We start from the raw sequence: 23,535 nt of genomic DNA, 5'->3' as shown, positions 1-23,535 counted from the left end.
TTACTCGTTGCGTGAAGCCCAAATAATCATCGAAAGGTGGAGGATACACTACAATACCAAACGCCCCCATAGTGCGCTGAACTTCCGCCCACCGGCTCCTGAAGTAATCATTCCAGTAGACCAAAGGCCAGTCATGCACTAACTTTCAAACCGGACCACTCAAGTGGGGCTGATCACGCCCAAACTCGCCATGCCAGAGGCGTTTGTCGTAGCGGTTTGAGAGACCGAGCTCAGGCTTGCTCCAGTGGCGGGTGCCGTAAAAGTCACGGTCTCACTGGCAACAGGGTTCCCCCCACTGTCTGTCACCGTCACAACAAGTGGGTTGGTGAAGGCAGACGAGATTGCTGTGCTCTGGTTGTTTCCGGAAGTCACAGCTACTAAAGAGGCTGCCCCGGTATTGTTGGTCAAGGAGAAGTCTGCAGTTGCTACAACACCGCCGATGCTTGCCTCGACCACATACGCGCCACTTGTTGCGTTGGCCGTTACGCTCAGGCTCGCCACGCCAGAGGCGTTTGTGGTCGCTGTTTGTGTCACAGAGCTCAGGCTCGCACCTGTGGCGGGGGCGGTAAACGTTACAGTCTCGCTGGCAACAGGGTTCCCCCACTATCGGTCACCGTCACAACAAGTGGGTTAGTGAAGGCAGACGAGATTGCAGTGCTCTGGTTGTTTCCGGAGGTGACCGAGACAGCAGACGCCGCACCAGTATTGTTGATTAAGGAGAAGTCCGCGGTTGCAGCAACACCACCGACACTCGCCTCGACCACGTACGCGCCACTGGTTGCGTTGGCCGTTACGCTCAGGCTTGCGACACCAGAGGCGTTTGTGGTCGCCGTTTGTGTCACAGAGCTCAGGCTTGCACCTGTGGCGGGGGCGGTAAACGTTACAGTCTCACTCGCAACAGGGTTCCCCCCACTGTCCGTGACAGTCACAACAAGAGGATTTGTGAACGCAGAAGAGATCGCAGTGTTCTGGTTATTACCGCAGGTCACAACAATCGAAGCGGCTGCCCCGGTATCGTTGGTTAAGGAGAAATCAGCGGTAGCTGCAACACCGCCGACGCTCGCCTCCACCACATAGCTGCCACTTGTCGCATTAGCCGTTGCACTCAAACTCGCCACGCCAGAGGCATTCGTCGTTGCTGTTTGAGTGACGGAACTCAGGCTTGCGCCAGTAGCGGGAGCTGTGAAAGTAACAGTTTCATTGGCAACTGGGTCTCCCCCACTGTCCGTCACGGTGACGACGAGAGGGTTCGAAAAAGATGTCGAGATCTCAGTATTTTGGTTATTGCCAGACGTCACGAAGATTGCAGTAGGTATACCTCCACTGCTTGAACCGGAAAGAGTGACTGTCCCACCTGAGCGAATGAGCGAAAATGAGAAGTTTTCAGTGTTATTATTGTGGGTTCCTGTAAGCGTAATTGTTGTATTATCTGGGAGGCTATTGAGGAAAATATTCGGCCCTGCCACGATGGTTTGCGGTGTGCCGTCAATGGAGAGAGTGTTTACTCCCAAACCTGCGCTTGGAACATCAGTATTTACGGCAATCACAACATCACCCGTTGCTGCGTTAAAATCCGTGATAAGTGCTTCGTCATTATTGGGAAGCCTTGTTACCCTGCAAGCGTCCGAAGTCAAGTTCACGGCGATTCCATTCCCTTCGCTATCTGGAAAATCGCAGCTAAGAGCCGCTGCCGCAGGTGTGGCTGAAATCAAACTTAGAAATGTAATCGCAAAAAATGGAGGGGTAAAAATGTTGGAAAAAAATAATTTGAAATTGCATTTAAGATTATGAAGTAGATTTGTCATGTGAAATGAGTTTCCATGATCTAAAGTAATCTAACATTTATATTTACTGATAGCAGGTAAATCTGCCTATTTTTAAATAATACAATTTTTATTTCTATAACAATTGTAAATTATACGGGTAAACAAACGAATTTTGAGAAGATTAAATCACATGCAGGAATAACTTGCTGAAAATAAAGTGTGTATTCTATTTTTGAGCTGATAGAAGTTTGATGGTTGGGAATTTGCTTCGGTTTTATACCCATCTATTTGGTAGTTTGAACGCCATTTAAGTTACCGTTCCTCAATCATGCGGCCTCACCTTCCTCGGTAGTTCATCCCGCGCTGCACAATGAAATCCGTAAAAACTCAAAGGAACGCAAAAGAACGCGTTGTTATGTAGGGGTGTTTTGGGATGAATGCTGAGTAGGTTTCATGGATGGTGTGTTCTGGTTTTTGAGATTGCGATGAGGTTATGCCCGGCTTGCGGAAAAGTTATCAACTGTCTGGGAGCTGGGCTTGTCTGCCGTGGAAGGGGGATAACTGTGTGGGGCGCAATTATCTTGCGGGGGTAGGTTGGTGGTTGTTGGAAAGTGTCGTGGAGGGAGGCTTCATCGCAAATAACTTGGAACAATTTACCCCTGTGAAACTTAGGAGCGGTTCTGCCTCTGAGATATCAAGAATTCACGGCCACAGCAGCGGTTCCTAGGGCGTTTTATGTACATCATTCTTAGGTGGTTTCAAATGTTTTTGTCTGACATACCTCAAGAGAACATGCCATTAGAGATTATGTGAAGAAATGGGAGATTTATTTACTTATCTGTATTGATAACTATCCTCTTTCTCAATGTCTTATGAAGTCTATATTCCTTTAAATACTTGTTCTAGGGTATATCACGTAGCACAGAGGTAGAATAGCTGCTTGACACATGGGTGAATGTGGTTTCATATGCCTTTGCTATCACATGATATGCAGTAAAGATGAGGAATAGGCCATGAGCCGGTCAGTACTGGTTCTTCAGTATCGCAATAAAAAGAGTTTGGCATGGTTTACGCAAGATGTTCGTCTTGCCTATGACTTCCCAAATGCGTGCGTATAAGCCTACAGGCCCATCAGTCCCTTTAAAAATTTGAATGTTTGACGCCTAATCTACTTGGAGCAACGGGAAAACTACATCTACCCTTGCGCTTTATCGGGCAAAAATACTCACACCGTCTCTGACAGTGAACGGGTGAGCTGCGTATTACTTTCAAACCTGGTGACTGCTGCCGCAAAATACAAATTCCAAGATAACCGCCTGTAATTTCAGGTGCTTGAAAACTTTCGCGCCCAATGGTTGGAGAGCGACCCAACTCGTGCGCCGCTGCGTGTTCCCCAAGGTGGGAGCCAGTATTTGGATAAAGAATGCGCAGTAAAAACATGACGTAAGGACTAAAACAATGAAACGTATCCCTGAGCCGTTCCGCATCAAAATGGTTGAGCCAATCAAGATGACCACCTTCGCAGACCGCGAAAAGGCATTGGCTGAAGCAGGTTACAACCCATTCCTGCTCGCAAGTGATGACGTTTACATCGATCTGCTGACAGACTCCGGCACGGGCGCCATGTCTGACTACCAGTGGGCGGGCATGATGATGGGCGATGAAGCCTATGCCGGATCCCGCAACTTCTACAACCTCAAAGAAGCTGTCCATCACTTCTTCCGTTATGAATATATGGTGCCAACCCACCAGGGGCGTGGTGCAGAGCAGATCCTGTTCCCGGCGCTGATCCGTCGCGCCAAGGAAGTGCGTGATGCAGACAAGCACGTGTTCATCTCCAACTACCACTTCGACACCACAGCCGCGCACGTAGAGCTGAACGGTGGCGAAGTCGTCAACGTGGTGGATGAACGGGCTTATGACACAACCACTTACTACGACTGGAAGGGTGACTTCGATCTTGAGAAGCTGGAAGCGTCGATCAAGGAAAATGGTGCGAAGAACATCACGGCGATCATCTCCACAGTGACCTGTAACAGCTCCGGCGGTCAGCCAGTTTCCATGGCCAACATGCGCGCTGTTTACGAGATCGGCCAGAAATACGACATCCCGGTTGTGATTGACTCCGCCCGCTACTGCGAAAACGCGTATTTCATCAAGCAGCGCGAGGAAGGCTACGCGGATAAGTCCATCACCGACATCATCCGTGAAATGTACTCCTACGGCGATATGCTCACCATGTCCGCCAAGAAAGACCCGCTGGTCAACATCGGTGGCATGTGCGCCATCCGGGAGAAGAAAGAGCTGTTCCAGGCCGTCCAGACCCTCTGCGTCCCAATGGAAGGCTTCATAACATACGGGGGATTAGCCGGTCGCGACATGGAAGCGCTGGCACGGGGTATGCATGAAGGTGCGGACGAGAGCTTCCTGCACTATCGTATTGGCCAGGTTAAGTATTTAGGCGATCGTCTCGTTGAAGGCGGCGTGCCAATTCAGTACCCAACCGGTGGTCACGCGGTGTTCGTAGACGCGAAGAAGATCGTTCCGCACATCCCGGGAGACCAGTTCCCGGCGCAGGCTTTGTGTAATGCACTGTACTTGGAATCCGGTGTACGCCCAGTTGAAATTGGCTCATTCTTACTTGGCCGCGATCCAGCCACCGGCCTGCAAAAAGAGTCCCCACTGGAACTCATGCGCCTAACAATCCCGCGCCGTGTCTACACCAATGACCACATGGATTACATCGCGGATGCTTTGATCAACGTTGCGAAAAACGCGAAGGACATCAAAGGCTTCGACTTTGAATATGAGCCACCTGTGCTTCGTCACTTCACTGCACGTCTGAAGCCAATTAAATAATTTGGCAACTTAGGAGGCGCTGCTCTGTGCCTCCCCTCTTTCCTCACGGATATAACAAAACTACTTCACGGGAGAGAAGTAAATGTCTGAGGGCACACAAGTCGGTGGTTTGGGAAAATCCACTGCAACAGTCAGTCCATCCTTCCTAGGCGGGGCTATGATCATCGCCGGCACAGCAGTCGGCGCTGGTATGTTTTCCGTTCCAACCGTTAGTGCTGGTATGTGGAGCATCTGGGCCATTCTGGCTCTGGCCTTTACCTGGTTCTGTATGCTTCATTCCGGCCTTATGATATTGGAAACAAACCTGAATTATCCGGTCGGCTCCAGTTTCGATACTATGGTGAAAGACACTCTTGGGACTGGATGGAACACCGTAAACAACATCGCCGTCGCATTTGTCGGCTACATCCTCTGCTATGCTTACATCTCCGGTGGCGGGTCCATTGTGGTTCACACATTGGATGCAACATTGGGTGTTGCGCCTCCGCAGATGTTGGCTGGTCTGATCTTTGCGCTGGGTCTGGCGTTCTTCGTCTGGTGGTCTACCAAGGCAGTTGATCGCATCACAACCATCCTTCTTGGTGGCATGATCATCACATTCTTCATGTCTGTGACTGGTTACACCTTCAACATGAAGGCCGCAGTCTTCTTTGATAGCGACAATAATATGGGAATGGGGAGTTACTTCCCGTATTTGTTCGCAGCAATGCCGTTCTGCCTGGCTTCCTTCGGGTATCACCACAACGTACCAAGCCTGATGAAGTACTATGGCAAGGAGCCAAAGAAGATCTTACTCTGCCTTGGTACAGGCACTTTCCTTGCACTGGTACTTTACATTGTCTGGCTGTTTGCCACATTGGGCAACATCTCACGAGCTGATTTTGGCCTAATCATCGAACAGGGTGGTAACATCGGCGTACTGGTGGAAGCTCTTGGCCGTGCAGTAGAAAACACCTCTGCATCCAACATGTTGTCCGCATTTGGTAACATGGCTGTGGCCAGCTCCTTCCTGGGCGTCGCGCTTGGTTTGTTCGACTTTTTGGCGGACTTCCTGAAGTTTGATGACAGCCCTGCAGGTCGTGCGAAAACCGCAGCTGTGACCTTCGTTCCTCCGTTGATCGGTGGCATCTTCTTTCCAGATGGTTTCATCATCGCGATTGGCTACGCTGGCCTTGCAGCAACAGTCTGGACGGCGATCGTCCCTGCTCTGATGGTGCGTGTCAGCCGCAAGAAATTCGGCAACCCTCAGTTCCGTGTTTGGGGTGGTGAGGCTCTTGTCTGGGTGGTCTTTGGCTTCGGCATTTTGGTCGCCGTCAGTCACATTCTGGGGATGTTCAACGCACTTCCAGTCTATCCATAAGCGCCGAGAATGGCATGACGCTCCGCTGGGGCTCGCGGTTGTGAGCCTCAGTTCCGAAACGAGGTATTTGAAATGAAAGGCATACTCTCCATTCAATCTCACGTGACATATGGCCATGCTGGCAACGGCTGTGCTGTATTTCCAATGCAACGTATGGGGCATGAGGTCTGGGCTATCAACACCGTCCAGTTTTCAAATCACACTCAGCATGCGCAAGGTTGGACGGGACAGGCCCATGATGCCAAGCAGATCTCTGAAATCTTTGAGGGTCTGGCAAAACTGAATGTCCTCTCTCAAATCAAAGGTATTGTAACAGGGTATCTTGGTGGCCCTTCTCACTGTGACGTCATTGTTGACATCGTGAAGGAAGTCCGGCGGCACAATCCTGAGTGTCTCTATTTCTGTGATCCGGTGATGGGTGCGCCTGACAAAGGCTGCATCGTCAGTGAAGGTGTTGCCGAGTTGCTGGTGAGCAAGGTGATGCCGATTGCAGATGTGATCGTGCCCAACCAGTTCGAGCTTTCACAGTTCATTGGGGAGCCGATCGAAACACTGGAACAAGCCAAACAAGCATGCGCTAAGGCTATGGAAATTGGACCTAAAATGGTTCTGGCCAAGCACTTGCACAGCGTTTCTGATGATGCCTTCACCATGATGTTTGCAAGCGAGCAAGGCAGTTATCTGGCTCAGCGCCCGCATCTGCCGTTTGAGCGCCAACCGGTTGGCGTCGGAGATCTAATCACATCTGTATTTGCCGCTGGTTATCTGAATGGTCTTTCTGAAGTAGAAGCATTCCAGCACTGTAATAACGCGGTGTATGGCGTGCTTAAAACCACGCAGGAAAAAGACGAATGGGAGCTGCAAACTATTGCGGCGCAACAGGAATTCGTCTCACCATCTGAACAGTTCGAATTAACAAGCCTATAAAACTGGAAAAACAATGACAGCTATCGATACCTCCAAAGCTCCTGCAGCAATTGGCCCGTATGTTCAGGGCGTGAACCTTGGTCAGATGATCATCACGTCCGGTCAGTTGCCGATCAATCCGGAAACCGGTGAGATGCCTGCAGATGTTGCTGAGCAGACCCTTCAGTCTTTGAAGAACGGTCTGGCGATTGTTGAAGAAGCAGGTCTTGCAGCAAAGAACATCAAGAAGACAACGGTTTTCGTGAAGGACCTCAATGACTTCGCTCGCGTGAACGAAGTTTACGGCAAGTTCTTTGAAGACAACAATGCGCCGTTCCCAGCACGGTCCTGTGTGGAAGTTGCGCGTTTGCCAAAAGACGCTCTCGTCGAGATCGAAGTGATTGCCTGCCCATAACGGGTAGGATTTCCCCTGCAATGCTCGTGGTCCAACACGAGCATTGCCCTCAATATGTTGAGCTACAAAGACGTTTTTTTGCAATGCCTTAGTAAGATTATCTCTGATCAGAGCAGCTGACAAGCGCACGAAAAAACCCTGAAATTGAAGTGCGTTAAACAGGCAATGGCCAAATCCAGCGGCTACTCGAAGGCCCTCGAATAGGTCAGTGTCCGCATGTGAAAACATGTTTGCACATATCTCGCTGGTTGGAGTTGCTCGTTGTGCCTGCGCTGCTGCTTGCAGTGGTTGGGTGCTCGGAAATTCCAGGACATGGCCCAAGCGCTTATCAGGTGGAGAATGCAACTTCTCAACGTAATGCGCAGTCGCTGAGCTATGTCATGCTAGATGTTGATGTTCCGACAGTTCAGCATTTATCCAATTATGCCAGTAACTTACCTCCCAAAGAATTCCGCGTTGGCAAGGGCAAGAGAAGCACGATCCGCGTTGGTGTTGGTGATCAGCTCTCTGTTGGGATTTGGGAGTCCATCCCAAATGGGCTTTTCTCAACACAAGGCCAAAAACGCACTGAGCTTGGCCTTGTGGTTGACGACCAAGGCAATATTTACGTGCCTTATGTTGGGGAACTCAAAGTCGAGAACAAGAGTATCTCTGAGGTTCGCGAACAGATTCTCAGTGGGTTGGAGGGTAAGGCTGTCGATCCACAAGTGGTTGTAAACCTTCAGGCAAATGGATCGCACAAGGTCATTGTTATTGGTGATGTGATGCGTCCGGGCCAGTTCCGTGTGCATGAAGATGGTCTGAGTCTGGTTGAGGCAATCTCAGAAGCTGGTGGAACGCGGAATCCAGACTATGAGTCGTTTGTTACTGTCATGAGAGATGACAAGAAGTTCCGGTTTAGTCTGGACGATATTTCGGAGCAACCAGCTAACAATATCTGGCTTCGGCCAAAGGACATTGTCTCCATTACACACCAGCCTAAATCTTTCACTGTGTTTGGTGCGGTTGTTGCCCGGCGCAAATACGACTTCCCTTCCTCGCGGGTGAACCTCTCGGAAGCCATTGGAATGTCTGGTGGTTTGCATGATGGGACTGCGGATGCGACGGGTGTTTTCCTGTTCCGGTTTGAGGACCGGCAAAAGATGATGCCGTTGCTTCCTCCGCGTGAGCAACATGAGGAATTCGGGACAGTGCCTGTTGTCTACCGTCTCAATTTGAGAGAGCCAAGCGGCATGTTTTTGACGCAAGCCTTTGAAATTAGAGATAAAGATGTGATCTATGTGGCGAACTCATCTGTCTCTGAGGTCAACAAGTTCATCAGCATCCTCATTTCTCCTGTAACCGGTACATTGCGGTCTGGTGTTGCGCTTGCAGGTGTGCCTTAATTTTACGATGAGTTGCTGTGGTCGTGTAAGTGAAACTATCGAAATATCAGCGGGTTAAATGAATGTGTTATTTGGTGTATGCATTTTGCTGAAGGATAGTCTTGAGTGATCTCACCAATTCTTCATTGGTCCGTTTTTCTCCGGCGCTTTCAAAACCAAATTCCAGCAGACGTTGGTCTTGCGGATAAGTTTTTCCGCAGCCTGCATGAATCTCAGTAAATTCAGCAGCTTGTAAGATATCGGGCGCCGTCTGAGTATTAACACCTGACCCCGGCATCACAGAGAGCCTGCCAGTTGCGGCTTTGTGCATGGCGGTTAGGTTCTCAATACCATCAATCGCTTTGTAAGCACCGCCGGAACTGAGGATGCGTTCGAAGCCGAGTTCGACGGCCGCGTGGGTGGCCTCGATCAGATCTGGGGCAAGGTCAATGACGCGGTGGAGCGTTACACCAAGATCGCCGGCATGATCCACCAGTATATTCAAGAGGTTAGTGTCGAGTGCGTTGTTATGTTGGTTTGCGCCCAGAACAACACCGGCCAAATTGGTATTACGGGCAGCATCGATTTCGCGCTTCATCTGGTCCACCTCTTGTGGGGAGAAGATGAAGTTACCCCCGCGAGGGCGGATCATAGCATAGACCGGGATGGGCGCTTTGGCTGCCAGTTCCATCAGGCCAACGGACGGCGTCAGGCCACCCATGGCGAGGCACGAACACAGCTCAATCCGGTCAGCTCCGCCAGCAACAGCAGCATTCAACCCGGCAATGGTGTCAACACACACTTCCAGCTTCATGACTGAACCTCCATCTGACCCGCCATCAAATCCTCTGCCCGGATGGCCTTGCGTTTTTCAGGTTGGCCTAGCTCCTGCGTCCAGACCCAATAGACGATCTCCTCGTCACACCCCACATTGACCACGCGGTGTTTGCCCGCTGCATCAATGGCATGGATCACAACACCGCCGATGTAACCGCTCTCCAGCTCCTGCAACTCAGAGATCGCCAGCCGCAACGCATCATCCAGCGAAATGCCGAGCTTCATGGCCAGCACAACGGTGCGGGCGGTGCCGCAGCGCATGGTCATTTCACCTGTATGAGTGCATGCGGCCGCGCCATAACGGCTGTCAGCATAAAAGCCTGCGCCGGGAATGGGCGAGTCGCCTACACGCCCCGGATATTTCCAAGCCCAACCTGATGTAGAGGTGGCGGTGCAGATGTTTTTTTGGCTGTCTTTACAAAGGAATACGGTGGTGTCGCGCACCTTTTCAGGGTCGGTGATTGCTTTGGTCAACGGTGCCAGATCCGTGTTGGGAAAGGCGGCTTTCTGCTCGTCGCTCATCACCTGTTCCAGCTTGCGCCACCACACCTGTTTGCTGTGTTCCAGCAAGGCAGGATCCTTTGCAAACCCAAGCTCATCTGCGTAACGGCGAGCCCCCTCGCCCACCAGCATGGTGTGTGGCAGGTTATCGAGCACCGCTTTTGCCAAACGGGTGACCTCCAGCGTCATCGGCACGCCTGCAACCGCGCCGTAGTCTCGTGTGGTGCCGTCCATTACGCTGGCATCAAATTCCATGTTACCCAACAGGTTTGGCCAGCCGCCATAGCCTACACTGCGCACCTTGGTTTCAGCTTCCACCAAAGATAGTCCGGGCACCAAGGCATCAAGCCCATGTGCTCCATTTTGTAGATGACTGGCGGTGGTGCCAATGCCGGGCCAGCTTTCAGAATTACCAAGTACGATCATTGCGCCGCTCAAAACTTATCAGAGAATAAATCACGGTAACTCTTTGATGATGCCCTCGCCCTGTCAATGCTACCAATCCGGCTTCAGCCGGAAATGTCGTGTCTCTGCCATCAGCGCCGCTAATCTAACATGCTGAAATATCGATGATATTCACGTTGAAAATTGGTAGCATCCAAAAGCTGTGAGCGTTTGCGTTGTTTTGTGCGTTCCTTTGAAAGCTTTTGCGTTTTTCTGCGTTGCTATGTTTTCACCCACAAATCACGCCAGATCCTAATGATGCGGACCTCTCGGTTGGTCACTTTAGACCGCTCTATGAAATGGATATCGGGCAATTTGTGAAGGTACGCAGGTACTGTGCCGCTGTGATACCCAGGGTCAACTTGAACTCAGAGGATCAAGCTCCCCTCAGTTCAACTTCGACTCTTTTAGCGAGGTGAGCCAGTTGGAGAAGATGCCGCTGGAGATGCGGGTTTTGTGGTCTTGCCCGGCGGCGATGTCCATCAGGATGTCGCGGGGAGAAACGCCGTAGTGTTCTTTGAAGCTGCGGGTGAAGCTGGAGGCGTGCGAGAAACCACAGCTCTCGGCGATCTGCTGGATTTTGACTGTATCGCTTCCGGAGCGCAGCAGCTTGCGCATGGCGTGCTTCATGCGGATGTAACGCAGGAAGGCCATGAAGCCGCCCATGGGCTCAAACAGGCGGTAGAGGGTGGTGCGAGACACGTTGAGGTGATGCGCCACTTCTGTGCTGTTCAGGCGTGGGTTGGTATAGCTCCGGCTGATATACTCGGCGGCTTGCAAAAACTGCGCTGCAATCTGATTGTTTTCATCCAGTGCAAACGAGATTCTCGGGCCGTTGTTCATCTGGTTGGCGATCAGCTTGGCGATGCATTCCACGATTGCAGTGACATCCTCATCTGACAGGTAACCCAATTGACCGCGAAGCAGCTGCATCATGTTGATCACTGCATTGGTCGAGCCGCCTGTTGCGGGAAGGCATAGGGTTGGATAGGTGCGATCGCCATGGAGGAAAGGTGCCAGTGCCGTCCGTGGCAAAGCCAGTGTCATCAGCTTGTAAGAGCTGTGGTCTACCACAAACGGCTCGGCCATATCCTGCACGATCAGATGACCGGGCTGGAGTTCCACGCTCTCCTGGCCCATGTGGGTGACGCAATTGTGGGTGTGATCATAAAATTGCACAAACACAGCGTCCATACCATCGCGGGCAATACGCTGGCTGGAGCGGATGATCCTGTGCGGGGTCGCGTTGATGGTTGCCACAAAACCGCTTTTATAACGAAATCCGCGCACACCCGCACCAAAGGCATCCGGTGAAGCGATGTTGGAAGCCAGACAAGCCTCTCCCGTCGCTTCGGCGACCCCCTCGCGCCATTCATCCCAGTTGATGCTGGGCCGGTAAATCACCTCAGGTCTTGGCTCATTCATTGAGTTGTTCGATTCAACAGACATTCTACCCGGTACTATACTGCAACTTGTGCGTGGTAATTCCAATCTGCGCTTAAAATATTCCTGAAGGCTGGAGAACGAAGGAGCTACAGTCCCGATTGAGAAAGGGGCCGGCAAGGCCACTCCGTTCTGTCAGTTTTGCGTCCCCTCCCGTTGAAAAAGATTCAAAACGGGCATTGATACCGTGGTCCTGCTTATGGTTGGAGGCAAGGCGGTGTTGAGCAATGTGTCCTACGCTAAGTCTGACAGGAATGGTGTCCCTCCAGCCTTCAGATGACCAAAATTCAGGAAGCGATCCCCAAGCCTCGGCCATAAAAAAAGAATTCTGAAAATGAATGCAGTGTTGACCAACAGATCAAGACACCGAAAACAAAGTCACCGCCATGTCGCCCCATCCATAATGCCACAGTAGGTCTATCCTTCTAAAGGATCGCAGTAAAAACAAGGGCGTGAAACAAATTGCTAAAACAAAGCTGTGCTTTGAAACGTCAGGTTAAGAGAGATGGACGGCTGGATGCGGATACACTCATTAAAGATCGAATCGATTTTTAGGTATTGCATATTTTAAAGCCTTAGCCGGCTCATCAGCGCCAGTTTTTATGAGACGGCAAAAAGGCGAGCACGAAGGCTCGCCTTTTGAAACTGGGCTAGAAAAATAGGTCAGGCACTGACACGGGCAGCCAACTCGGCGTCGTTTTCCAGCAGCTTATCCATCCGTGCTTTCTTGATGAGTGGGTTCAGCTCCGGGTCCTGAATGTGAGCAAGCAATGTTGCGATAGAGGCCTCCATGGCGGCTTCTGCTACCACCGCCAGACCGTGAAAGACGAAGGGGCGCAAGTAAGTCATGCCAGTCATCAATGCCGTTTGCTGAAAGGGCTTGAGCAACTCATCCATGCTGAAGTTGTTGTAGCCGCCTGCATGGTAGCTGTCTTCCGGTCCCCCGGTGGAGATGGCCAGCACAAGTTCTCTACCCACCAGTTTTTTGCCGCCCGGGCCGTATGCAAAGCCGTAGGTCAATACCTGATCCTGCCATGCTTTAAGAACGGGGGGAGCGGAGTATCAGTAAAACGGAAACTGGAAGACGATGCGGTCGTGGGAGAGCAGGAGTTGCTGCTGTTCTTCAACGTTGAAACTCATTGTTGGGCCACCGACACGGGTCAGATCAAGCACTGTGATGTCGTCGGTTTCGGCAAACGCCTCAAACCAGGAGGGGTTGATGCGGGACTTGTTGAGATCGGGATGGGCGGTGAGCACGAGGATTTTCATAGGGGGAGAGCCTCTTTGAATTTCTGATGCTGTCTTTATAGGCGGATGGCCCCATGCTATTAATTGCCTTAATATCGATCTGATAGATGTATGGAATCGAATAATGCGTCTCCCCCTTGCCATGTTGGAAGTGTTCAACGCCATTGCTCAGAATGGCAGCCTCAAAGGCGCTGCTGTGGCACTTGGCATCAAACCGTCCACGGTGTCTCATCAGCTGAAGTCGCTGGAAGAACAGCTCGGGACGGCGTTGTTCGTGCGCACCACCCGGTCTGTAACCCTGACAGATGCAGGCCGTGCCCTGCAAAGGGGGAGGCTCAGCGAGCCAGAAGGCCAAAACCGCGCCCAATCCTATGTATTGCATTTCCCAATAAAAATAGAGAAATACAGATACAGCTGCGCACACGTAAACGTGCCAGGCTCGTTTCTTAAGTAGTTTATTTAGCATGCTCATCATCTGCGGATACTTATCATGAATGCTGCAATCTATAGTTGAGTATCTTGCTGGATGTAAACAGCTTCATTCATGATCAGATGTGTCAATTTGCAGGCGCTTTATACGGTGGCACCTGTCGCAGGACCATGCCGTGTTTTTGGTCGGCTTTGTAGCCGAGGCTTTCGTAAAAGCCTCTTGCGCCGCGGTCTTGTCCGGTGAGGAGCATGATTTTGTAGGCGTTGGCTTGCCATGCGGCATCTCGCAGGGCCTCCATGACCATCCGGCCAAAGCCTCTGCCTTGGTAGGCGCGGAGCGTCACCACGTTCTCAACAAGGCAGTAAGGGCGACCTCCATAGGTCATGTTGGGCATAATATGAAGCGTGGCGCAGGAAACGACCTGGTCGTTAATCTCCACCCCAAAGAGCGAGGTGCCGTCATGTTGCAAAAGCTGGGCGAATTGCGCAGGCCCATCTTTGCCATAAACAAGCGGAATACCATCTGTCAGCTCATTCAGGAGCGTGACGACATCCTCATAGTCATCAAGAGAGAGTTGGCGGACGGTGATGGTCGGCGAGAGGACAGTCATAAGGGGTCTCACTGAAACGTGCGGCATTGAATATGTGACAAGTTTACCGCGAGGTTGTTCTGTGCTCCAGTCCACTAAATAGTTTATCCTATTGAGTTCACCCAATAACTAAATTTCGTATAGAGGGGGCTGGTAGTGCTTTGATTATATTTGAATTTTCATTCGACACCGCTATTTTTTGCAGTGTCAAATATATACTCAAACTTGTCCATGTCACATAGGCTGATCCTATGGTATTGAACATTTCCAGAGTATGAGAACTTAACTATTACGTGCTTATCGTTTTTGGTAAATAAAGTAGTTTTGCAAATAAAAGCGACTATATTTTTGGATATTCTGTAGGAGTGTTCAATGTTCCTTCCAACAAGGAAAAGGCGATCAATTGCGCTGGGGCTGTAGGTTGCTAAATCTGTCATTTTAGGCACTCATCAACATCATTGAATAGCGTAACAAAAAACCTTCCTTGATTAGCTTTTCGCCTCAATTTGCTTTTACGGCGAAAAATGGATTTTGAATCATGTATTTCTCAAGATCTAGTGGTGCATATTAAAAATAAAAGATAAAGAGTGAATTTTTAATTTGCAATCAGTGATTGATTTATGCAAGCAAGCCATGATTTGATGCAAGTAAATACTGAGATCGTTGAGGAGAGATATGCTGGGTTTTTTGATAACGGTCGCAATGTTGGGTTCGTTTGCAGCTTTAGGCTTACCGATTGTTGGCATCGTTCAAGCATGAAGTTCGAGCGAAGCGAGAGCCAATCTCGGTGTGTTTTTTAATTATTTTTTGTGTTTCATCCTTTTTTGGGGAGTAGTCGCGGCGGCTATTCTGGTCGTCGGATGACTGCAGGATGAAATAACTCATTGAGTTTTCGCCGTAGCTTCTGCAACGGCCCGTGCAATCACCTGCTCCTCGTTGGTGGGCATGATGAAGACGCGTACCGGTCCGGTCCCGATTTCCGGTGCGTTAGCCATGTTCTTTTCCTGATCGATGGTGATGCCGAGAAACTCCAGTGGTTCGCATACGCTGGACCGCACCCGAGCTGAATTCTCGCCAATGCCAGCGCTGAAGATTAGGGCGTCGATGCCTTCCAGAGTGGCGGCCATGGCACCCACCTCGCGGCGGATCTGGTAGCAATAGTAGTTGATGGCTTGCTTGGAAAACAGTTCTTCTGAATGTTCCAGCACGCGCATGTCAGAAGATTCCTCTGACAATCCCAAGAGCCCGCTGCGACGATAGATGATGCTCTCGATTTCTGCTGCCGATAGTTCTTTTTCCTGCATCAGATAGAGCATGACGCCCGGGTCCAACCGTCCGCACCGTGTGCCCATAGCCAGGCCGTCGACGGCAGAAAAGCTGGTGCTGGCGTTGATGGAACGTCCCTCCTCCACCGCGCACATAGAGGCGCCGTTGCCCAGATGGGCGATGACGAGGCGTCCGTTGGCGACATCGGGATGTTCCCGGCGCATTTCACTGCAGATGTAATCAAAGGAAAGCCCGTGGAAGCCATAGCGGCGCACACCTTCCTCATAAAAATGCCGTGGAATGGCGAAGGCGTCATTGGGGAAGGTGTGACCGGCATGGAAGGCCGTATCAAAACAGCCGATCTGCAGCACGCCCGGAAACACCTGTTTGGACGCGCGGATGGTTGCCAGACTGTATGGCTGGTGTAGCGGGGCCAGCGGAACCATCTGCTCCAGCTTCTGCACCACCTCAGAGGTCAACTCTGTTGGTTTGAAAAAGGCATTGCCGCCATGAACGATGCGGTGCCCTATGCCAACGACAGGCTGCCCTTGCAAGTAGGGCTCCACCTTGGCGAAGATGGCGACGACGGCGCTGGCATGGTCAACTGTGCCCAGCTCCCGCACGATGTCCTCGCCGGGTGTCTGCATCTTCAAGCGGGCAGAAGGGCCCAGACGCTCAACAATGCCGGAGATGAAAAGGTCAGGCTCAGCCTGCGCTTTGTAAAGTGCGAACTTGACGGAGGACGATCCGGTATTGAGCGTAAAATAAAAACTCATGTTTTTTGGCTCGCAGCGTAAAGAAGCGCAACAGCGCAAGACATTAACCGGGCCTTGTCGTCATCTGCACGGCTGGTGAGGATCACCGGACAGCGGGCGCCCATAACCACTCCGCACACTTCTGCATGGGCAACAAAGGCCAGTTCCTTGGCTAGCATATTGCCAGATTCCAGATTGGGCACAACCAGTACATCTGCCCTACCAGCAACCAAGGAGGTGATGCCTTTTGTTACCGCAGCATCAATGTCGATAGCGTTGTCCATGGCCAGCGGGCCATCCACGATGCCGCCCTTGATCTGGCCGCGTTCTGCCATTTTGGAAAGGATCGCTGCATCCATGGTCGAGGGGATTTTGGTGTTCACCGTTTCCACGGCTGAAAGGATGCCCACCTTGGGCTGTTGCTGTCCAAGGGCCAGTGCCAGATTGATGGCGTTTTGGACAATATCCACCTTGGTTTCCAGATCCGGTGAGATGTTGATGGCCGCATCGGTGATAAACAGCAAATGGTCCAATCCCGGCACATCCATCACAAACACATGGCTGAGGCGATTGTCAGTGCGCAGGCCCACATCCCGTTTCACGATCTCCGCCAACAACACGTCGGTGTGGAGTTGGCCTTTCATGATGGCCTGTGCTTTGCCTTCGCGCACCATGGCCACGGCCTGTGCTGCCGCCTGACTGTGGCTTGCAACGTCAATGATATCGCAGTGGGCCAGATCTTTGCCAAGACGCTCTGCGGCATCCTCGATCTTTTCGCGAGAGCCAATCAGGACCGGCTCGATCAACGTGTTTTCTGCAGCCAGCAGAGCGCCGCCCAGTGACTTGCGGTCTTCTGGCGCCACAACGGCGGTGATGAGAGGTGGCAACGGGCGGGCCTGATCCAGCAGTCTATCGAAGTGCTCATGACTGCGCACGGTCAGACCCGGCAAGCTGACGGCCTTGGCGATTTGGCTGGTGCGCGGGGCGATAACCTCGGCCTCGCCTTCCACAATCACCTGACCGTCCGCACGTTCCACGGTGGTTTGCAGTGTCACGATGTAATCGGGCAGCTTTTCCGTCACTTTCACGCGGGCTGTCAGATGGTCTCCCTCATAGGCACGGCCCAGAAAGCGCAGACTCTGGCTTTTGTAGAGCGTGCCCGGCCCGGGCATCTGATTGCCCAGCACGGCAGAGATCAGGCTGGCAACCCAGAGGGAGGGGGCGACGCCTTCAAAGTCGCCGTCTCCGTCCCGATCTTCCTTGGGCAGGTGGATAGGGTTGAGGTCGCCGGAGGCATGGGCGGAGACGTAAAAGTCATCCGCAGAGCAGGTCCGCTCGTAAATGGCTTCCATGCCAACTTCGATCTGGTCATACGGAGTATTCTTGTAGGTTGTTGTCATCAAACCTTCCTAACCCCATTTGAGCGATTTCTTCAGACAGTGCCACAGTTCCAGTGACGTCGGCGCCATATTCTCTTCCTTGCCGATGATGTAAGACACCGCTTTGTACGCAAAGGTTTTGTCCTTCTCGCTTTTCAACAGAACCGGCAAGGCATTATACCCTGCTTCCATTTCGAAACGGGAAATGAGCGTCTGATCGTGAATGAGGAAATTGCGCTCTTTCGGATCCATGGATTTAAACGGTGCCCATGTGGTCAGCACTTCGTTGAACCGCTCCAGCTTTTCGCCGCGCACTTCGGTGCGTGTGTCGGCAATCATCAACACAATACGCACGATGGCTGCAGCTGCCCCGCCCTTCTCGATCTTCTTGAGTGCGTTCTGAATGCTGGTCAGGCTGTGCAGATCTTGCATTGGCACCTTTGGCCGGCGGAAGGACAAGGCCTTGCCGTATTCCACTGCGGGCGGTGAGGCCCAGAAGGTGAGGAAGCTGTTTTCAATGAAGGCTTCGCGCATGTCCTTCAGCGCATCCCAACCATATTCAATGCTGTCGGCCATCAGTTCCTCCCAATAATGGAAAGGCGTTTTGGCCATGTTTGGTGTGTGGTTCTCCTTGACCGCTGCAGCGGCCATTGTGGGCCAGAACATGAAGGGATTGGTGGAGGCAAAAGCACCATTTGTCAGCCGCATGGGGTGCAAATCTCGCGTTGCATCTGCCGTTTGCGGGCTGTTAATGGTCTTCAACACAGGGCCAAGTGTGCTGTCATACACATCTTCCAGACTCTCCGAGAAACGTGCGACACCGGCAAAGGTTTTTTCGTCAATGCGCTCGCCGGTTTCCAGTAGCATTTCATCAATAGTCTTGCGGGCAAAACTCACCTTGAACTTGGCATCACAGCCTTTGCCCGTCTGTTCCTCGATCTGGAGCTTATAGAGTCCCGGAGGTAAGGCTTCGATTGTCTTCAGCGTAGACGCAACCTGCGTATGCTCGCGCTTGGCAATGCTGGAGGACACGAAGATGCCCAGATGCCCGACCTGATCATGCAGCATATAAAGGATACGCTGGCCTAGGATTTCGATCTCCGCTTCATCCGTATAGGTATCGGCAATCCAATTGAGTGCCTGGTTTGGCGGCGTAATGTTATCACCATAAGAGGAGAAAACGATGATGGGCGACTTGATGGTCTTCAGGTCAATGGGGCGTCCCGGTTCCAGAAACGCTTCGTTTTTCGCCAGCTTGTTGCCGATGAAAAGATTATCCAGAATCCAGCGGAACTCCTCCTCCGTCATGTAATAGAAGCCGCTCCACCACTTCTGAAATTCTAGATAACGTTCTTCGCTGCTATCGATATTGGTGTACAAATCGTAGTACTTGCGGAACCAATTGCGACCCGGATTCAGCATCTCGAAATTCTGCACCAGATTGGCACCGTCAAACAGACCATTGCCCAGATCTGCAGAAAATAGCGCAGGCACAACGCCGCCGGTTAGACCTGCTGAGTACCGCATGGGATCTTGCCCCAATTTACCACTCCAGTACGACATGGGCGCACCGTTGAGCACAATCGGGCCCACCAGATCCGGATAGACCGCGGCCAGAATAGCTGTTGCCCACCCTCCCTGACAGTTACCAACCACGATGGGTTTGGGGCTGTCTGGGTGGCGTGAGATGATCTCGCGCAGGAAGGCCGCTTCGGCATGGGTGACGTGTGACAGCTCCTGATTGGGCTCTGGCATTGGATGAAAGGCGACGAAGTACACGGGGTGTCCGTCACGCAGGGCAACCCCCACCTGACTGTCATTCTTGAACCCGCCAATGCCTGCGCCGTGGCCAGCACGCGGGTCGATGATCACATAGGGGCGCTTCCAGTCCAGCACTTCCACGCCCTCAGGCGGAATGATCTTCAAAAGCATGTAGTTGCAGGGGCGCGGTAGGTTGCGGCCCTCAACAACCACCTCGTAATCATAAATGAGAACAGGAGGACAACCCTTGGCCATGTGGTCAAAGTATGTGTCACTGGCTTCGCGCAGGGCATCCATGGTCAGGATGGCGCGTTCGCTGGATTCCTTGAGATAATGCGACCAGGCATCCAGCATCTTCTTGGGCGTGTCGTACGGGCCCCAGGATGCGGCTAGTGCGTCGCTTTTGGTTTTTGATTTGGCCTGTTTCTTCTGAAGGTCGTTCATCAGGCGCGTGGAGCGTCGTGAGTTGGCGACTTGCAAAAACTGGTTCTGTTCTGTGAGAGCCGCAAAGTACTCGGCGGTTCGCTTGCTAAAGAGTTCTACTTGCATAATCTACCTCGGTGCCTGCCTAACCAATGATGCGGTAACCACCGTCAATGGGGTGAACCACGCCTGTGATGTTTCGGGCTTCATCACTGGCCAGAAAGGCGGCATATGCGCCAATGTCTTCAATACTTGCGAGTTTTCGAGTGGGGGCACGCTGCGTTGCATCGGCCAGCATCTCGTCAAAGCTGGCAATGCCGCTGGCGGCGCGTGTTGCCAGCGGGCCGGGGGACAGCGCGTTGACGGAGATGCCCTTCTGGCCCAGTTCAGCTGCCACATAGCGCGTGGTGCTTTCCAGCGCGGCTTTCACCGGACCCATGATGTTGTAGTGGCTGATCACCTTTTCCGAGCCATGGAACGTCACGGTCATGACGCTGGACCCGGAACGCATCAGCGGTTCTGATTTGCGGATGAGGCGCAGGAAGGAGTGCACGGAAATGTCCATGGCCACGCCAAACCCCTCTGCCGAGCAATCCACCACGCGGCCATGCAGGTCAGCCTGCGGGCAAAAGGCGATGGAGTGCAGCAAAATGTCCAGCGAACCCCAGACCTGCTCGATTTGCTGGTAAAGAGCATCCACCTCGTCAGGTTTCGTCACATCCAGCGGCGCAAAAATGGCTGCATCGGCTTCTTCTGCCAGTGGGGCCACATGCTTTTTCGCTTTGTCATTCAGGTATGTAAGAGCCAGTTCTGCGCCCTGTGCCTTCATGGCTTTGGCGCATCCCCATGCTATGGACTGGCTATTCGCCACCCCAACAATAAGGGCTTTCTTGCCCTTCAATGAAAACATGCGGTCATTACCCTGTTGGTTGAAACCTGTCATTTGGAAGGAAAACAACAAGACTAGAAATAGCTATACAGGAGAAATAAGGAAAACCAAGGTGCGAAATCTAGTAAATAAATTGGGTGATTGAAATATTCAAAGAGTGACTATTTATGTAATTAAGTAATTTTGTAATTAATTTTAAGTCATTTCTCAGTAGGTGTCGAGCAACCTAGTTTTCCAAGACAAATGCGTCCGTCATTTACTTTTTTCGGTTGGCGACCAGAGCTGAGTGCCTGTCAGCACAGACGCAGTGAGCCTCCCCCTTTGAAGTGGTCCACGCCTATGGGGGCCAGAACAAGATTTGCTAAAAATCGTACGCTAAGAAAGAACAGAGCTAGAACATCAGGCTGCGTCTGATATTGGTCTCGGAAGTCGTAGAGGTCTGTAGGTATCATTAAATGCAAGCTCGCTATCCCAGGAATAGATACCTGTCAGATTGATGTGCTCCCATGCGAGAGGGGAAATGTGCTTGAGCAGGGTGTTGGGAATATCTCGACCTTGATCGCGGAGGTGTTGGACGATGCGGCTGAGATAAACCGTGTTCCAGTAAACAATAGCACTGACGACAAGGTTGAGACCTGAGGCACGAAATGCCTGGCCGTCAAATGAGCGATCGCGGATCTCACCGCGTTCATGGAAGAATACCGCTCGTTTGAGCTTGTGAGCCGCTTCACCTTTGTTGAGGCCTGCTCTGCAGCGTTGCCGTAAGGCAGGATCAGAATACCATTCGATCATAAACAGCGAGCGTTCCAAACGGCCCAGTTCTCGCAGGGCTTTGGCAAGAAGGCTGGGCTTTGACGAAGAGGCCAGCTTCTTCAGTATGGTTGACGGAGACACTGCTCTTGTTGTCACAGAAGCTGCCAGATGCAGCAGATCCTCCCAATGATCCAGAATGAGAGTAGTGTTGATTGGAGTACCAATATGGCTGGCGAGAGCCGGATAGGTCTCAGCCTTTTCAAAGGCATGGATCTTTCGGGTTTTCAGGTTCCGCAGTCGCGGTGAGAACCGATGTCCAGTCAGCATAAGTAATGCAAATACGTGATCACTCGCACCTCCCGTGTCAGTAAAGATCTCTTCAATTTCTAAGCGGGTTTCATGGTCATACAGTCCATCAAGCACATATAAGGCCTCACTTTCTGTCGGACTGATGGGCAAGATGCCGAAATACCCATATTGATCGGATAAGTGGCTATAAAATTTCGAACCAGGCTCATTGCTATAATGAAGGTTTACATCTCCAAGCTTTTCAGCCCGGTCGCTGGCGCGGAAGAACTGACCATCAGCTGAAGCGGTAGACCCGCTGCCCCAAAGCAGGCTGTGGGGATGCAGGGCGTGGGCATTTGCGATGCAAGCCTGTGCAGCCCGGTAGGTCTCGGACCTGGCATGGAACATCCTCATCCAACCAATTTGATGAGCGCTGATCCCTTTTGAGGCTCCAGCCATCCTTTTGGGGCCAAGGTTTGTGGCGTCCGCCAGCGTGCCTGCCAGCATGGTCGTAATGTTGTGTGGTGCATCCCCAGTGCGCACATGGGTGAACTGATCTGCAAAACCGGTCCATTCATGCACATCCCGCAAAAGATCGGGCACTTCTACATGCGGATACATCTGCGTGAGTTCCTCGTTCAGCTCCTCAACGCCTGAAGGAACATCGCTGGCCTGAGGAGTGACGATGAGTGTACCGTTCTCCAGTCGGACGTCCTTCAGCTTGCCATTGCGTGCTCGGTAGGCCAGCTGCTTGATGTTGAAGTCAAGCTGTTCCTGCATCTTCGATAGCCACGCTGCACCATCTAACGGAACGCCAAGGGCAAGATCGTTGTTGTCTTTGAGCTGAGCAAACTGAGCGGGCGGCATCAAGTGCTCTTTGATAGGGCGATACGACCGGCTACCTTCGACCCAGACATCTCCAGAACGAAGGCGATCACGCAAAACGGCCAAAGTCGCGATCTCATAAAGACGTCGATCCGGCTTTTCTTGACTGAAAATCAAACGGTGTTCCGAATTCCTAAAATGAGAACTGGGTACAGGGCGAGGCAGAACGCGCCGTCCCTCAGCATACATCTTCCGCAGCGTATCGATGGCAGTAAGCAATGGATCATACCGACGAGCAGAGCGAAACTCAAAAGCCTTGAGGAAAGAGCCTGCGTACTTTCGTAATGTTCCATAGTGAGCAGCAGCCAGGGTAAGAACGGAAGCATCATTTTGTGCTACAAGCGAGCTCACACCTTGCTGCGCTTGCTCTAGCTTGTGAATCGGCATGCAAAATTGACCCGGTTAGGTGGGTTATGAGCGTTTAAGATTGACCCACCTGTTTGTTAGGATCCGTGCATTTAGCGCGGGGCATGAACGGGTGATATTGATGGAAAGTGCAGCCAAGATCCGCCGTCTTGTTTTACGGGATGGTCGAAGTGTCCGGTCGGTCAGTCGGGAGACTGGTTTATCGCGCAATACAATCAGAAAATATGTTAGTGATGCATCGCCGCCGCGTTATCAACGTCAGGTTTCCCCGATCCGTCACAAGCTGGCTGCTTTTGAAAGCCGTTTATTGGAATGGTATGAACTGGAGCAGAAGCGCCCACGGCGGGAGCGCCGGACAGCCTTACAGCTCTATGAGCAGTTGGTTCTTGAGGGATATACGGGCTCTTATTCTCCGGTTCAACGTTTTATCCGTGATCTGAAGCGAGCTAAACCGTGGTCTGGTGAGGCGTTTATCCCGCTGCAGTTTCAACCTGGGGATGCGCTTCAATTTGACTGGAGTGAAGAACATGTTGTGCTGGGCGGTGTTGCTCAGAAGATAAAGGTTGCCCATTTCCGTCTGTGCCACAGCCGTAAACCCTTTGTGTTTG

At 51.9% G+C, this 23,535-nt stretch carries 18 protein-coding genes and 2 pseudogenes; 8 read left to right on the top strand and 12 right to left on the bottom strand.

The window, feature by feature from the left end; genetic code table 11:
• Positions 1-142 (top strand): integrase core domain-containing protein (locus tag PsAD37_RS27725; protein WP_153039653.1); only part of this gene is annotated, 142 nt, incomplete at its 5' end.
• A 17-nt stretch (positions 143-159) separates the two neighbouring features.
• Here the strand turns inward: PsAD37_RS27725 and PsAD37_RS17630 are convergent.
• Both PsAD37_RS17630 and PsAD37_RS17625 read right to left on the bottom strand, forming a co-directional pair.
• A complete protein-coding gene (locus tag PsAD37_RS17630; protein ID WP_063297271.1) occupies positions 160-534 on the bottom strand; it encodes an Ig-like domain-containing protein in 375 nt (124 codons plus the stop codon).
• A gap of 38 nt (positions 535-572) precedes the next feature.
• Entirely contained in the window at positions 573-1,640 is a 1,068-nt protein-coding gene (locus PsAD37_RS17625; protein ID WP_193778296.1) for an Ig-like domain-containing protein, read from the bottom strand.
• A gap of 1,584 nt (positions 1,641-3,224) precedes the next feature.
• On the opposite strand from PsAD37_RS17625, the gene PsAD37_RS17620 reads away from it, so the two are divergent.
• The 5 genes from PsAD37_RS17620 to PsAD37_RS17600 all read left to right on the top strand — a co-directional run bounded on the left by PsAD37_RS17620 (position 3,225) and on the right by PsAD37_RS17600 (position 8,691).
• Positions 3,225-4,625, top strand: coding sequence for a tryptophanase (locus PsAD37_RS17620; protein WP_063297269.1), 1,401 nt, complete (start codon positions 3,225-3,227; stop codon positions 4,623-4,625).
• An 82-nt stretch (positions 4,626-4,707) separates the two neighbouring features.
• Positions 4,708-5,985, top strand: coding sequence for a tryptophan permease (gene mtr, locus PsAD37_RS17615; protein WP_063297268.1), 1,278 nt, complete (start codon positions 4,708-4,710; stop codon positions 5,983-5,985).
• A gap of 72 nt (positions 5,986-6,057) precedes the next feature.
• A complete protein-coding gene (pdxY, locus tag PsAD37_RS17610; protein WP_063297267.1) occupies positions 6,058-6,912 on the top strand; it encodes a pyridoxal kinase PdxY in 855 nt (284 codons plus the stop codon).
• A gap of 13 nt (positions 6,913-6,925) precedes the next feature.
• Positions 6,926-7,306 carry a RidA family protein gene (locus PsAD37_RS17605; protein WP_057461419.1) on the top strand — a complete coding sequence of 127 codons (381 nt, stop codon included), beginning with the start codon at positions 6,926-6,928 and terminating at the stop codon, positions 7,304-7,306.
• A 263-nt stretch (positions 7,307-7,569) separates the two neighbouring features.
• On the top strand, positions 7,570-8,691 hold the full coding sequence (locus PsAD37_RS17600; protein ID WP_208991941.1) for a polysaccharide biosynthesis/export family protein: 1,122 nt from the start codon (positions 7,570-7,572) through the stop codon (positions 8,689-8,691).
• Between the two features lie 67 nt (positions 8,692-8,758).
• On the opposite strand, the gene PsAD37_RS17595 is transcribed toward PsAD37_RS17600, so the two are convergent.
• From PsAD37_RS17595 to PsAD37_RS29205, 4 genes and pseudogenes are all read right to left on the bottom strand, one after another.
• Positions 8,759-9,484, bottom strand: a complete 726-nt coding sequence (locus tag PsAD37_RS17595; protein ID WP_063297265.1) for a copper homeostasis protein CutC — start codon at positions 9,482-9,484, stop codon at positions 8,759-8,761.
• Positions 9,481-10,434 (bottom strand): N(4)-(beta-N-acetylglucosaminyl)-L-asparaginase, encoded by a 954-nt coding sequence (locus PsAD37_RS17590; RefSeq protein ID WP_063297264.1) that lies wholly within the window; start codon positions 10,432-10,434, stop codon positions 9,481-9,483. Before PsAD37_RS17590 ends, PsAD37_RS17595 begins: the two co-directional genes overlap by 4 nt.
• Positions 10,435-10,839: 405 nt before the next feature.
• A complete protein-coding gene (locus PsAD37_RS17585; RefSeq protein WP_063297263.1) occupies positions 10,840-11,901 on the bottom strand; it encodes a helix-turn-helix domain-containing protein in 1,062 nt (353 codons plus the stop codon).
• Between the two features lie 657 nt (positions 11,902-12,558).
• Positions 12,559-13,164 (bottom strand): annotated as a pseudogene (locus PsAD37_RS29205) (NAD(P)H-dependent oxidoreductase).
• Positions 13,165-13,267: 103 nt separating this feature from the next.
• On the opposite strand from PsAD37_RS29205, the gene PsAD37_RS28860 reads away from it, so the two are divergent.
• Positions 13,268-13,597: a LysR family transcriptional regulator gene (locus PsAD37_RS28860; RefSeq protein ID WP_063297262.1), complete on the top strand. Its 330-nt coding sequence runs from the start codon at positions 13,268-13,270 to the stop codon at positions 13,595-13,597.
• Between the two features lie 103 nt (positions 13,598-13,700).
• Here the strand turns inward: PsAD37_RS28860 and PsAD37_RS17570 are convergent, their stop codons facing one another.
• From PsAD37_RS17570 to PsAD37_RS17540, 6 genes and pseudogenes are all read right to left on the bottom strand, one after another.
• The gene (locus PsAD37_RS17570; RefSeq protein ID WP_063297261.1) at positions 13,701-14,183 is read right to left on the bottom strand and encodes a GNAT family N-acetyltransferase; all 483 of its coding nucleotides are present in this window, start codon (positions 14,181-14,183) and stop codon (positions 13,701-13,703) included.
• Positions 14,184-15,043: 860 nt separating this feature from the next.
• The gene (locus PsAD37_RS17560; RefSeq protein ID WP_063297259.1) at positions 15,044-16,204 is read right to left on the bottom strand and encodes an acetate/propionate family kinase; all 1,161 of its coding nucleotides are present in this window, start codon (positions 16,202-16,204) and stop codon (positions 15,044-15,046) included.
• The gene (locus PsAD37_RS17555; protein WP_063297258.1) at positions 16,201-17,583 is read right to left on the bottom strand and encodes a bifunctional enoyl-CoA hydratase/phosphate acetyltransferase; all 1,383 of its coding nucleotides are present in this window, start codon (positions 17,581-17,583) and stop codon (positions 16,201-16,203) included. Before PsAD37_RS17555 ends, PsAD37_RS17560 begins: the two co-directional genes overlap by 4 nt.
• Positions 17,584-17,592: 9 nt before the next feature.
• Positions 17,593-19,872, bottom strand: coding sequence for a DUF3141 domain-containing protein (locus PsAD37_RS17550; RefSeq protein WP_063297257.1), 2,280 nt, complete (start codon positions 19,870-19,872; stop codon positions 17,593-17,595).
• A 19-nt stretch (positions 19,873-19,891) separates the two neighbouring features.
• A complete protein-coding gene (fabI, locus tag PsAD37_RS17545; protein WP_063297256.1) occupies positions 19,892-20,656 on the bottom strand; it encodes an enoyl-ACP reductase FabI in 765 nt (254 codons plus the stop codon).
• Positions 20,657-21,034: 378 nt separating this feature from the next.
• Positions 21,035-22,936 (bottom strand): annotated as a pseudogene (locus tag PsAD37_RS17540) (Tn3 family transposase); the annotation flags it as partial.
• A 112-nt stretch (positions 22,937-23,048) separates the two neighbouring features.
• On the opposite strand from PsAD37_RS17540, the gene PsAD37_RS28415 reads away from it, so the two are divergent.
• A partial coding sequence (locus PsAD37_RS28415; protein WP_193778295.1) for a transposase occupies positions 23,049-23,535 on the top strand: 487 nt, incomplete at its 3' end.

The sequence above is a fragment of the Pseudovibrio sp. Ad37 genome (assembly GCF_001623075.1).
Classification (GTDB): domain Bacteria; phylum Pseudomonadota; class Alphaproteobacteria; order Rhizobiales; family Stappiaceae; genus Pseudovibrio.
Note: the sequence above shows the minus strand (reverse complement) of the source record. Positions and strands in the feature narration are given on the sequence as shown.

Bases quoted from the DNA above. Each gene is read 5' to 3' on its own strand.
- PsAD37_RS17620 (WP_063297269.1), top strand. From the start codon at position 3,225: ATGAAACGTATCCCTGAGCCGTTCCGCATCAAAATGGTTGAGCCAATC.
- mtr (WP_063297268.1), top strand. From the start codon at position 4,708: ATGTCTGAGGGCACACAAGTCGGTGGTTTGGGAAAATCCACTGCAACA.
- pdxY (WP_063297267.1), top strand. From the start codon at position 6,058: ATGAAAGGCATACTCTCCATTCAATCTCACGTGACATATGGCCATGCT.
- PsAD37_RS17605 (WP_057461419.1), top strand. From the start codon at position 6,926: ATGACAGCTATCGATACCTCCAAAGCTCCTGCAGCAATTGGCCCGTAT.
- PsAD37_RS17595 (WP_063297265.1), bottom strand. From the start codon at position 9,484: ATGAAGCTGGAAGTGTGTGTTGACACCATTGCCGGGTTGAATGCTGCT.
- PsAD37_RS17590 (WP_063297264.1), bottom strand. From the start codon at position 10,434: ATGATCGTACTTGGTAATTCTGAAAGCTGGCCCGGCATTGGCACCACC.
- PsAD37_RS17585 (WP_063297263.1), bottom strand. From the start codon at position 11,901: ATGTCTGTTGAATCGAACAACTCAATGAATGAGCCAAGACCTGAGGTG.
- PsAD37_RS28860 (WP_063297262.1), top strand. From the start codon at position 13,268: ATGCGTCTCCCCCTTGCCATGTTGGAAGTGTTCAACGCCATTGCTCAG.
- PsAD37_RS17570 (WP_063297261.1), bottom strand. From the start codon at position 14,183: ATGACTGTCCTCTCGCCGACCATCACCGTCCGCCAACTCTCTCTTGAT.
- PsAD37_RS17560 (WP_063297259.1), bottom strand. From the start codon at position 16,204: ATGAGTTTTTATTTTACGCTCAATACCGGATCGTCCTCCGTCAAGTTC.
- PsAD37_RS17555 (WP_063297258.1), bottom strand. From the start codon at position 17,583: ATGACAACAACCTACAAGAATACTCCGTATGACCAGATCGAAGTTGGC.
- PsAD37_RS17550 (WP_063297257.1), bottom strand. From the start codon at position 19,872: ATGCAAGTAGAACTCTTTAGCAAGCGAACCGCCGAGTACTTTGCGGCT.
- fabI (WP_063297256.1), bottom strand. From the start codon at position 20,656: ATGTTTTCATTGAAGGGCAAGAAAGCCCTTATTGTTGGGGTGGCGAAT.